This window comes from Nocardia sp. NPDC003999 (assembly GCF_053604885.1).
Genome location: NZ_JBSGIB010000019.1, coordinates 112,983 through 124,568, shown reverse-complemented (window position 1 = coordinate 124,568; position 11,586 = coordinate 112,983). Strand labels below are relative to the sequence as shown.

Sequence of the window (11,586 nt, the reverse complement as noted above, 5' to 3'; positions counted from 1 at the left end):
GCCTCCCGCCGCCACCCCGCGCGTGACGATTCCTCCTCGACCTCGTAGCGCCGACGCGACGTTACGAGGATTCCGATTGCGGGTAACCGCCCTGGAACGAGCCGAGAGGAGGGTGCCACGATGACTGCTCCCTGGTGGCGCGATGCCGTGATCTATCAGATCTACATCCGCAGTTTCGGCGACGGCAACGGCGACGGCCTCGGCGACATCGCCGGTATCCGGTCTCGACTGACCTATTTGCGCGACCTCGGAGTGGACGCGATATGGGTCACGCCCTGGTATCCGTCGCCGATGGCGGACGGAGGATACGACGTCTCCGACTACCGCGACATCGACTACCGGTTCGGCACGCTCGCGGAGGCCGAAGAGCTGATCGCCGAGGTGCACGCGCAGGATATGCGCATCATCGTGGATCTGGTCCCCAACCACACCTCGGATCAGCATCCTTGGTTTCAGCAGGCACTGGCGGCCGGGCCGGACTCGCCGGAGCGAGCCCGTTACCTCTTCCGGCACGGCGCGTCCTCCGGCGGTCCGCCGAACAATTGGCGGAGTGTGTTCGGTGGCCCTGCGTGGACCCGTGTGGCGGACGGGCAGTGGTATCTGCACCTGTTCGACGCCCACCAGCCGGACCTGGACTGGGAGCACCCGGACGTCCGTGCCGAGTTCGAGTCGATCCTGCGTTTCTGGCTGGATCGGGGCGTGGACGGCTTCCGCATCGACGTGGCGCACGGTTTGGTCAAACACCCCGATCTACCGGATATCGAAACCGATCACGAGGACATGATGGAGCCGCCGGATCGGACCGACCATCCGCACTGGGACCGGCAGGAGGTACACGAGATCTATCGCGGCTGGCGCAAGATCGCGGATTCCTATGGGCCGGATCGGGTCTTCGTCGCCGAAGCGTGGGTGGCCAAACCCGAGCGCCTCGCCTGCTACGTGCGTCCGGACGAACTGCACACGGCATTCAACTTCGACTTTCTGCGGTGTTCCTGGCATGCCGACGCGTTGCGTGCCGTGGTCGACTGCACGACCGAGGCGTTGGACGCGGTGGGCGCGCCACCCACGTGGGTGTTGTCCAACCATGACATCACCAGGCATGTGACCCGCTACGGGCGGGCCTCCACCCGCGGCGGCGGTTCACAGCACGAACCGCACGGTCCCGTCGATGTCGGGCTGGGTCGTCGCCGCGCCAGGGCGGCGCTGCTGCTGATGCTCGCGCTCCCCGGCAGCGCCTACCTCTATCAGGGCGAGGAACTCGGCTTGGAGGAGGTCGAAGATCTCCCGCCAGAGGTGCTACAGGATCCGACTTGGGAGCGCTCCGGCCACACCGCCCGCGGCCGCGACGGGTGCCGTGTGCCACTGCCGTGGAGCGGATTCCGGCCGCCATTCGGATTCGGCCCGGTCGACACCCTTCCCTGGCTGCCGCAGCCACAGCGCTGGGTGTCGCTGACCGCCGAATTGCAGAAGCGGGAACCGGATTCGATGCTCGACCTCTATCACCGGGCGCTGCGTCTGCGCCGGGACCATCCGGCCCTCGGGGAGGGCTCTTGGTCCTGGCTGCCCAGTGCGCCGGGTGTTCTGCTTCTCCGACGCTCTCCCGGCCTGGTGTGCATCGTGAACGTTTCGAACGCGCCGACCACGCTGCCCAGGCACGAGCGGGTGTTGTTGTCCAGCGAGCCTTTGCAGGACAGCGTCCTGCCCGCCGACAGCGCGGCCTGGCTGGAGGTCCCCGGCGTGGGGTAGGGCATGGTCGCCCCTCGTGTCGCTGCGCACGACCGGCAATTCGAACCCGTATCGTCGCCACCGAACAAGCAACGCGTCTCTTGCTCGTCGTGCGCTGGGTTAGGCAGTAGAAGCCATCTCGTCAGCCGACCATATTGGTAAGGAGAGCGATGTTCACCCATAACAAGGATCTCCAGTTCGAAGTTCGCGTCGACCGTCCCGATCCGCGTTTCGCGACCCTGCTGCAAGAGCAGTTCGGCGGCGCCAACGGCGAATTGAAGGCCGCCATGCAATATTTCAACCAAGCGTTCATGCTGCGTGGCAAGCACCCGAAAACCTATGACCTGTTCATGGACATCGCCACGGAGGAACTCAGCCATCTCGAAATCGTCGGCGCGATGATCACCATGTTGCTCGACGGGCTCAACGACGATTTGAAGCAAGCCAACGAGCGGTGCGACTGGATGCCGATGGTGGCGACGCCCGGCGGACGTGACCAGGTGATCCATCAGGTCGCGGTGAACCCACTGTACTTCGCGCTCAGCGGCGGCGGACCCGTCGTCAAGGACTCCGCTGGCGTGCCCTGGTCGGGGTCGTACGTCGACGCCAACGGTGAGCCCTCGGTCGATCTGCGCAGCAACCTCGCGGCGGAGTCGCGCGCCAAGATCGTGTACGAATATCTCAAGCAGTTCACCGACGATCCCGGTGTGCAGGACACGCTTTCGTTCCTGATGACCCGCGAGATCGCACACTTCCAGCAGTTCACCGCGGCGCTGAACGAATTGCCGGTCAACTTTCCGCCCGGAGCACTGCCCGGCGACGATCGATTCCAGAACGTGGCCTTCAACATGTCCAACGGCTCCGCGAGCGCCCGCGGCCCATGGAACGAAGGGCAGGGGCCGTGGCCCTCGGGCACGGAATGGCGCTACATCGACAATCCGGTCAGCGAATGGCTCGATTCCGACGAACGCGTGAACCATGGCGCGCAGACCAACCCGCAAGGCGAGCCCGCGGTGCACGGCACCAAACCGTTCACCCACGAATCACACATCCCGGACTGACTCCCCCACGCCTACGCCCGGAACGGAACACGGCTGTTCAGGCGTTGAGCGACGCGGCGCGCGGCACCAGGTGCCGCGCGCCGCGCGTCTTGCACTGCCGCATGGATCAATGCCGCGGCTTGCTGATCATGTCTTTGGCACGATCCATCATCGCGGCGAACGGGCCGACCAGAACGTTCGCGGCGGCGGATTCCACGCCGGGATGCGGCCGGGTCGGCGCCATCGCCTCCGCGAGCTCGACGGTCTTGCGCAGACGTCGCAGCGTGTCGTCGTCGAGTTCCTCGCGCAGCCGGTTGAATTCCTCGCGTTCCTCATGGTCGGCATGGGCCAGCACCGCTTCGCGCAGCTTGGCCAGTCTCACCTGGAATTCCATCGAGCTGATGTCGAGCGACTCCATTTCGGCGAGCTGCTTTTTCGCCTTGTTCTCCTCCTCCAGCCGCGCGTCGACGACAGACGCGCCATCGCCCAGTTCACGCCGGGCGCGCGGGTGAATGATCTCTTCTTCGGCGGTCTCGTGCACGGCGAGCAGGCGTCGCAATTCGAAGAACTTGCTTTCGCGCTCAACAGGGTCGGAGGTGTCGGCGGTCTCGATGAACAGTTGCCGGATCCGGCCGTGCTGGTCGATGAGGAAATCGACGGCGTCGGTGGTCGAGTCGATCGTGGTTGCCATGGTTGACCTCCCTCGGGCAATCGGGACGGACTGACGAATTACGTCCGTCGCCGCGGTACCCGGCAGCGAGCACGCGAAACCGCCCGGCAGGCCGGTTACGTGCTCGCGCTGCCCGCGATGGGAGCGGGATATACCGAGGGCGGCACGCTGTGGCACCACGGGCGATGGATCTCCGAACCCGGCAGGGAAGCCAGTTCCGGTATCCAACGCCGCACGTAGTTCCCCTCGGGGTCGTAGCGTTCGGCGGTGCCGACCGCTCTCGGGTCGAAACGGCCCGCCTGCTGCCAGGTGAAGCGGTCGCTCGCCGCGTCGTCGAGCAGCCACCGGCGGAAATGCTCGGCGCCGACCCGCCAGTCCACCTGCAGTGTCGTGGTGAGGAAACTGGCGGCGATCACCCGTGCCCGCTCCGGCATCCACCCTTGCGCGGCCAGCTGCCGCATGCCCGCGTCGACGATCGGGTATCCGGTGCGGCCGTCGCGCCAGGCGCCGACGACGACCGGATCGTGCGCCTGCCGCACATCCGTACCAGCGCCGGACCGCGCGAGATCGGCCCGGGCGACGAGGAACTGGAGATGGAAGTCGCGCCGAGCGAGCTGCCGGACGAAAGCGCGGCCATCCGGCGTCGCCATGTCGGTGTGGTACGCCATTTCGGCGGCCGACAGGCAACCGAAATGCAGGTACGGCGACAGCCGGGAGCATCCCTCGCCCGTGAGGTCACCCTTGGACCGGCCGCGTGGTTGTCGCCGGTCGGCGGTGCAGCCTCGCCACAGCGCACGACCCGTGATCTCGCCTCCGACCGCCAACTGCGGTGAAACGGCCGCGTCGCCGAGTTCGTCGAATCTCGGCACGGGATCACTCTCGATGCGAGGAACGATCAATTCCGTGGGCTTTTCCAGCGGTCGTCGCTTCGGCGCCGACAACCATCGGCGAAAATAGGTCGCGAAGTCCGGAACCTCGTCGTCCGGCCGATACGGTCCGCAATCGGCGGGATCCACGGCGGTGAGGGTGGCGGGATGGGTGTGCAGCAGGCAGCTGCGCCGCGCCAGCCGTTCGCCCAGTGCCCGAAGTCGGCATCGGTTGTACCAGGTGACGTCCTCGGCGATGTGGACGCTGTCGGCGTGCACCTGTGCCGCCACCCGATCCACCGCCTCGACGTAGTCACCGTGCCGAATCACCAGTTGCCCACCGGCGCAGCGAAGCTCGGCATCGAGTTCGGCCAGCGCGGCGGAGAGGAAACGCAGTTTATTGGCGGCCGGGCGAGTGCTGCCGACGAGCCGGTCGTCGACGACGAACAGCGGAACCACTGCCGCGCCCTCGTGTACGGCGGCCAACAAGGCCGGGTTGTCGTGGACGCGCAGGTCACGGGTGAAGAGTGCGATTGTTACGGCCATTCGAGGTTTTCGACGACAGGCATCCGTCGCGGGATCGACGACGGCGAATCGGACATTCGGCGGCGTGCCACGCCGATGCGGGCGGTATCGAAGTAACGAGCTTTACGCCAATGCTGCGCGACGGCGGCTGTCATGTCAAGTCGGGCTCGCGGCCGCGCGCCGGATCAGTGTTCGCGGAACAGATCGGTGAGCCAGGGCTCCAGGTCGGCGCTCAGTGCGGTCAGATCCGGCTCGCCCGACTCGTCGAGCGCATCGGCGGTGAGCTGGCGTACGGCGTAGACGACGCCCATGTACGCGGTGACGGACAACAGTGGCTGCCGATTCCCGCTGGCGCTCTGCACCAGACCGCGGATGTACTCGGCGAACAGCCGGATCGACTTGCGCCTGCGTCGCCGGGCGGCCGGCCCGAGCCCGTCGATCTCCACCTGGTAGGCGCGCGCTACGACCAGGTCGTTCTGCAGGGAGCCGAGGTACTGGCCGAGGGCGTCGGCGACGATGGATCTGCGATCCCGGCCCTTGAGGTCCGCGGCGGTCAGCTGGGTCAGCAGCACTTGGATGAAGCGGTCGTAGCCCGCGAATACGCACTCGTCCTTGTTGGCGAAAGCGTCGTAGAACGCCGCCAAGGACACTCCGGCCCGCTTGGCGACATCGGTGGGACCGAATCCGGCGTAACCGCGGGCGGCGAGCAGTTCGGTCACGGCGACCAGCAACCGTTCCCGCTGCGCCGCTATCACCTGCTCCCGCCCCAGATTGTGGCGCCCCCGCGGCAACGCGGCGGGAAGTGTGAAGAACACTCCGTCTCGCACCGGAACGATCGGTGCGTCAGCGTCGGCGGGCGCGGCGGACACCCCTGCAGACTACCGAGCCGGTCGGACCCGGGTATGGGTGCGGCTTCAGTGGGTAGCCCCAGCACATGACCGACACACCACTCGCACTCGTCACGGGAGCCTCCAGCGGTATCGGTTTGGAACTGGCCCGGCGGTTCACCGAACACGACCACGACGTCGTGATCGCGGCGGAGGACGACGCCATCTCCGCGCCCACCCGGCCCCACGTCCGTTGAATCCGGAAGGGCAGACGGCGGAGCAGGTACAACGGACCGCGAGCGACGCCTTGGTCGCCGACGGCGTGCACCTCCTGCCCGCTGACGTCACGACCGCGAGCCTCGACCTGGAGCCGGCCGACTGGGAACGATTTCGCCGACACTGGGAAGACTTGCACCCGGACGTCTACGCCGACGCCCGTGGCACGCGCAGGCTGCGCCGGTACGGCCGGTTCTCGCTCACCGGTTCGGCCGGTCGCATCGGCCTGCTGTCGTCGGATTCGTTCGTGCAGCCCGAGGAATCCAACCCGCTCTATATCGGCGTGGACCGCACTTTCGAGCCCTTGACCGATGCATTCGTGACCGACCCTGTTTTCGTGGCGGTGCTGCGACTGCTCGCGCGATTGGCGACGGCGCTGGACGGCCCGGCGCGATGGAGCGCGAAAGTACATCCCTTCCGGGTCATCGCCTCGGCGGACGCGGACGGCCTGCCTACACCGGAAGGCCGCCACCGCGACGGCGTCACCTTGGTCTCCTCGCTTCTGGTTGGACGGCAGAATGCCCTGGGCGGCGCGAGTTCGGTGTTCGATCCGAGCGGACGACGACTGCTGCGGACCACCCTCGATCGGCCGGGAACGCTGCTGCTCGGCGATGACCGCCGCACCTTGCACAGTGTTTCGCCGGTGCGTCCGGTGGATCGGAGCCGCCCCGCCTATCGCGATGTCTTGGTGGTGACGTTCGCGCCGGGCTGAAGACCGCCGAATCGTGGTCATGGCCCGATCCGTCGTGAACCATGGCGTGGCCCGGATGGTTTGCCTGCCCGGGCCACGCGCAACGGTCAGCCGAGCGGCAACTCCAGGCAGGACGGGGCGCCATCCGGTGCACTGACGGTGATCGTCGAACCGACCTTGTTCGCGCTGGAATACAGCGGATCCATGCCGTCGAGGACGAGCATCAACCGATGGCCGTCGGGGAGATCGTAGGCGGCTGCTTGCAGCTCCCACGAAACGGTCGCGGGCAGACCGGACTCCGTCGTCTTCGGTTCATGGGTGATGATTCTCGCCGAGCCGTTCTCGTCGACATCGAGCAGATAGGCGACCACTGTCGCGGACTCGTGGGTGCTGTCGATGGTCACTTGCAACCGCGGGATCCCGCGGATCTGCCTGGCGACGCCGCCTCGTGCTGCGAGCAGCGGCCCCGTCGACCAGACGAGGGCATGACCGCGGTCGATCTCATCGATCCGGTAGACCTTGGGATTGCCCGACCACTCCTCCTGGCCCGTCGTCATGAGCTTGTCCATGGCGACGACCTCGGGCTCCTCGCCCACCGTGAAACTGCGTTGCCAACCGCCCGTGGAATCGGGGGTCAGCACACCGTCGCCGCCCTCACGCTCATCGGTCAAGACCAGCACTTCCGTATCTGTGGTGACGTCCGCCCACGAGGCCTTCTCCTCGCGCCGCGCCGGTTCGACGATCACGTTCTGGCCGTTCCCGGCGCCTGGAGTGGTCACGTAGGTGAACATGACCTGATTGCTGATCTCCGGCCACGCGTCGACGCCGTTGTCCTCGTCCTTCAGGTAGTGATCGAGCCAGGCGTATGCCTCGCGCAGCGGCTCGTTCGGGGCCGCACCGGGCATGGGTGGAACGATCAGGCCGGGGCCTTCCGGCGCCGCGTGGTCGCCGATCCACATGTTCAGCCGTTTCGGGCGCGGAAGCTTCTCGAAGGTCTCCAGCACCTGGTTCACCGGGAAAAGCCCCTCGTGCCAGGTATTCGAGAAGAAGGTCGGAATATCACGGGAGCCGACATAGCGTTCCGGTGCGCGTTCGGTGCCCCACTCGACAACCGGATCCATGTCCACACCCTCGGCGAACTTCGCCAGGATCTCCAATGCTTCTTCGTCGAACTTCTCCGCCTGCTCGCCACCGGTCAGGCCGATCAGTGCCTCGACGGCCTTCAGATGGCGGGTGCCGTTGTCGTACAGACTGGTGGCGAGGTTGCCCCAGGTACTCAGCGCGACGACGACGTCGACCCGGTCATCGTGCGCGGCCACGAGCTGACTGATGCCCGAGCCATAGGACTCACCCATGAAGGCGATGCCGCTGGGGGCGAGTTCGTCTATCGCGTAGTCGAGCACCTTCTTGCCGTCGGCCCGATCCCATGGACCAGCGACATCGACGGTGCCTTCGGACGTGCCGAACCACGGCAGGTTCGTTCCTGGTGTGGCGGTCCAGCCGATTCCGCGCGGCGTGTAGGCCAGCACGTGATAGCCCTTCCACGCGAGGGTGAGATAGGCGTACTCGAACAAGGGCCAGCCGACGGGTGTCCACCCGGCGGGGAAGACCACCAGCGGGCACGGCCGGGTGGTGGTCTGACGCAGCATGTGCGCCGACAGACCGATCCCGCCCGCCCCTTCGATGCGCGGGAACGTCGGCACGGCGACGTTCAGCGCCCGGTTCACCAGGTCGTCCACGTCATCGGGCACCAGCCCCTTGCCACTGCGCTTACGCACGGCGCTCACCAAGTTCGACGCGAACTGCACCGCTTCCGGGCGCACCTGCCCTTGGGCGTCCCAGGGCCCCTGGACTGCGATCCGGGCGAGCTGTTCGGACGTGGTCCCGACGATCGGATCTCCTTGTGACATCGGCGTCATCGATCCTTCCTGCCAGTTGCTACGGAACTGCGGACCGCAGCAGCGTGACACGACACATGATCAGATCTCGCCAGATCCGACAATGCGTTTCCCGTTCGCAATAGACCGTTGAACAGCGGAAACGTTGCAAGATTCGACAATCCGCCGCGACCATCGCGAACGGCCCGGGCACCATCCGCGCAAATTTGCCGACCATGTGAACATGCATCGAGTGCGCCGTGGCCGGCGCCCAGCGAGTCGTTCACTACGCTGACCGATTATCGGCAATTGCGGGTCGACCGGCGCGGCAACCGGCACGAAAGTCGGGACCCGAGACCTCGTGGTTCGGCTGCCGCGCCGGGCAAGGGTTACTGCTTCTCGGCGCCCAGTTTCACCGGAATGGACAGGGGTCCGACGGTGAAGAACGACGGCGAGTACGGGATTTCGTCGGGGTCGATGGCGAGTTCCAGGTTCGGCAGCCGACGGTACAGCGAGGCGAGCGCGAGACGGCCCTCCAGGCGGGCCAGGCCCGCGCCGATGCAGTACCGCGGCCCGTGACCGAATCCGAGATGTCCGCCGCGCTGCTCCCTGGTGATGTCGAACTCGTTCGCGGTCTCGCCGTATTCGGCCGGGTCGATCCCGCAGGCCTGGTACGCGACACCGACCGCCTGGCCCTTGGGTATGGCGACTCCGGCCACGGTCACGTCCGTCAGTGTGAATCGCCAGCTCGTCATCATCACCGAATGGCGGTAGCGCACAGTCTCTTCGACCACATCACCCCAGCGGTCTTCCGCCTTCGCGAGGGCGAGCTGCTCGGGGTGTCGCGACAGCGCCAGAATGGCGTGCCCGAGCAGATGCACCGTGGTCTCGTGCCCGGCCACCAGCATGATCCACAGAACGGCGACCAGTTCGTCGGCCGTGAGTTTGTCGTCCCGATCGCGAGCTTGGACCAGACCGGTGGTGAGGTCGTCGCCGGGCTTTTCCTGTTTCCGGTCCGCCAGTTCGTACAGGTACGTCATCAGCGAGTTCTGCGTCGCGAATGCTTCCTCCGGCGGTGTGGTGTGGGCCAGCAGGGTTGCGGTCCAGCGTCGCAGCCGGTCCCGCTCCGGCTCAGGCACCCCGAACAGTTCGCAGATCACCGCCATCGGCAGCGCTTCGGTGAAGGTGGGCACCAGATCGACGCCGTCACCGGCGGCGATCACGTCGTCCAGCAATCGGTCGATGATCGCCTGGATGCGCGGCTCGAGCGCCTGCACCCGGCCCGGCGTGAACGCCTTGCTGATCAGACCCCGCAGCCGCCGGTGGTCGTCACCGTCCTTGGTGGACAGGTGATCGCCCTGCACGACGGCGCGCAGCGGCCAGTCCTCCGCGATCGAACCGTCGTGCAGGGCCGGCCAATGCTTCGGATCCCGCGCGAAGGTCTTGTTGTCCCCGGCGAGGATCTCACGCACCGCGTCGTGCGTCAGGGCCAGGTAGGCGGGCACGCCGCCGGGGAACTCCACCTCGACCACCGGCGCGATCTCCCGGAGCCGGATGCAGGTGTCCAGCAGATCCTCGTTCGCCGCGGGGAATGCGGGCAGGCTGGTTGTCATCGGTTTCCCTTCTGCGCATGAACCCTCCGGCCGCCGTGATGACGGTCGTCGCACGAGTATCGAAGCGGGTCCGTTCGAGGTGCCGGTCAATTGGCGAATCCTGCCCACAACCGGAAGTCGAGCGTCGCAAAACGACATTTCGGTGACCGTCCGGCCCACTGCGGCGGGCTCGTCACCGCGAAAACGGTTAGGGTTCGGGAGATGTCCGTGGGTGGCTGGAGGAATTCGTGGAACTGAAGACGGTGCTGGGACGCGTCGTGCGAGCGATGAACGCCGGGGTGGCAGGCATGCTCGACGCGCCGGTACTCGGGCGCCTGCTGGGCAGAGGATTCGTGGTGATCACCTATGTGGGGCGACGGTCCGGGCGGACGTTCAGCACACCGGTCAACTACTGGCGAAAAGCGGACGAGTTCGTCATCGGAGTCGCGTTGCCGGACCGGAAGACGTGGTGGCGGAACTTCCTGGGCGAGGGCGGCCCCATCACGCTCCATCTGAACGGCGCCGACCGGCCCGGGCACGCGGTAGCGCGACGCGACGAACGCGGCCGCGTCTTCGTGACGGTACGGCTCGACGACGCGAGCTGATCCGACTCGCCTCATCCGCATCGGCGCCACACCACAAGTGCCGCAACCGATTACGGCGCAAACCCCTGGACGCTGGCGGAGGGCTTCGTCTGGGCGATGATCGCTGCGCCCATCCAGCGCCGTAGATACCGTCGCAGGTCATCTTCGCCGCGCGGTGGATTGCCCGGGGAAATGAAGAACGACTGCATCGTGCGCAGGACGTATTCGACCAGCTCGTGCAGCGACTCGTCGTCGTATCCGTAACGCGCCCAGTCGACGTCGAAGCGCTTGATCATCGTCATGCCGAAGGCTTGCGCCTCTTCGGAGGTCAGGCTCTCCGGATGGACGTTCGAGTACGTGCTCGACAGCAAGATGCCGAGATGGGGTGTTCGACGGACCTCGGCGAGGGTGTAGACCACCCCCTCGGTCATCGCTTCCACGGCGTCCTCCAACCCACTGACGTGCTGTGTCAGCCGATCGAGGAACCCGTCGACGGAGGCGATCGCCGCCGCGGTCATCAGCGCGTCCGCGCTGGGAAAGTACCGGTAGACCGTCTGCCGGATGACGCCGAGCGACTCGGCGACGTCGGCGATGCCGATCTCCGAACCCGTTCGTCCGATCAGTTCGACCGCGGCGGCGACGATGCGACGCGAGGCTTCCTCGTCGTCCTTCGGCGGACTCCCGCCCCACCCGCGCCTTCCTGCCACTGCCCGCTTCCTCGACTCGAAGCCCGTCGCTTGCGAACCCCCTGATGGAAAGCCTGCCGACCCTCCGGATCAAGGGTTCGACCGTATCACAAGGGTGCCGTAGACCCGGTTCTGACGCGATTCTGATCATACACTTGGACAGTCGTATGTATGATCACTGCAACGCGGCTCGGCGCATCGGGTGGTGCCGCCGGACCGGTTCGTTT

The 11,586-nt window shown here is 66.5% G+C and carries 10 protein-coding genes and 1 pseudogene; 5 read left to right on the top strand and 6 right to left on the bottom strand.

The annotated features are described in order from the left end of the window. The first annotated feature begins 120 nt into the window (after positions 1 to 120). Together ACWESM_RS28905 and ACWESM_RS28900 are read left to right on the top strand one after the other, a co-directional pair. Positions 121 to 1,746 carry a glycoside hydrolase family 13 protein gene (locus ACWESM_RS28905; RefSeq protein ID WP_452494403.1) on the top strand — a complete coding sequence of 542 codons (1,626 nt, stop codon included), beginning with the start codon at positions 121 to 123 and terminating at the stop codon, positions 1,744 to 1,746. A gap of 149 nt (positions 1,747 to 1,895) precedes the next feature. After that, a complete protein-coding gene (locus ACWESM_RS28900) occupies positions 1,896 to 2,786 on the top strand; it encodes a manganese catalase family protein (RefSeq protein ID WP_364439009.1) in 891 nt (296 codons plus the stop codon). A gap of 106 nt (positions 2,787 to 2,892) precedes the next feature. Here ACWESM_RS28900 and ACWESM_RS28895 read toward each other — a convergent pair whose 3' ends face one another. From ACWESM_RS28895 to ACWESM_RS28885, 3 genes are all read right to left on the bottom strand, one after another. Further along, entirely contained in the window at positions 2,893 to 3,456 is a 564-nt protein-coding gene (locus ACWESM_RS28895) for a hemerythrin domain-containing protein (protein ID WP_397277698.1), read from the bottom strand. Positions 3,457 to 3,551: 95 nt separating this feature from the next. Then, complete coding sequence (locus ACWESM_RS28890; protein WP_355075493.1) at positions 3,552 to 4,847, bottom strand: FAD-binding domain-containing protein; 1,296 nt, start codon at positions 4,845 to 4,847, stop codon at positions 3,552 to 3,554. A gap of 164 nt (positions 4,848 to 5,011) precedes the next feature. After that, complete coding sequence (locus ACWESM_RS28885) at positions 5,012 to 5,695, bottom strand: TetR/AcrR family transcriptional regulator (protein WP_452494400.1); 684 nt, start codon at positions 5,693 to 5,695, stop codon at positions 5,012 to 5,014. 65 nt (positions 5,696 to 5,760) lie between these two features. Between ACWESM_RS28885 and ACWESM_RS28880 the strand changes: the two are divergent. After that, a pseudogene (locus tag ACWESM_RS28880) lies at positions 5,761 to 5,880 on the top strand (SDR family NAD(P)-dependent oxidoreductase); the annotation flags it as partial. A gap of 26 nt (positions 5,881 to 5,906) precedes the next feature. Beyond that, entirely contained in the window at positions 5,907 to 6,641 is a 735-nt protein-coding gene (locus ACWESM_RS28875) for a 2OG-Fe dioxygenase family protein (RefSeq protein WP_355075489.1), read from the top strand. Positions 6,642 to 6,727: 86 nt separating this feature from the next. Here the strand turns inward: ACWESM_RS28875 and ACWESM_RS28870 are convergent, their stop codons facing one another. Both ACWESM_RS28870 and ACWESM_RS28865 read right to left on the bottom strand, forming a co-directional pair. After that, complete coding sequence (locus ACWESM_RS28870; RefSeq protein ID WP_452494398.1) at positions 6,728 to 8,530, bottom strand: CocE/NonD family hydrolase; 1,803 nt, start codon at positions 8,528 to 8,530, stop codon at positions 6,728 to 6,730. Between the two features lie 356 nt (positions 8,531 to 8,886). Then, positions 8,887 to 10,110: a cytochrome P450 family protein gene (locus ACWESM_RS28865; protein WP_355075486.1), complete on the bottom strand. Its 1,224-nt coding sequence runs from the start codon at positions 10,108 to 10,110 to the stop codon at positions 8,887 to 8,889. 233 nt (positions 10,111 to 10,343) lie between these two features. On the opposite strand from ACWESM_RS28865, the gene ACWESM_RS28860 reads away from it, so the two are divergent. Next, on the top strand, positions 10,344 to 10,694 hold the full coding sequence (locus tag ACWESM_RS28860) for a hypothetical protein (protein ID WP_452494436.1): 351 nt from the start codon (positions 10,344 to 10,346) through the stop codon (positions 10,692 to 10,694). Between the two features lie 50 nt (positions 10,695 to 10,744). On the opposite strand, the gene ACWESM_RS28855 is transcribed toward ACWESM_RS28860, so the two are convergent. Continuing rightward, the gene (locus ACWESM_RS28855) at positions 10,745 to 11,380 is read right to left on the bottom strand and encodes a TetR/AcrR family transcriptional regulator (RefSeq protein WP_356965893.1); all 636 of its coding nucleotides are present in this window, start codon (positions 11,378 to 11,380) and stop codon (positions 10,745 to 10,747) included. Between the last annotated feature and the right edge of the window lie 206 nt (positions 11,381 to 11,586).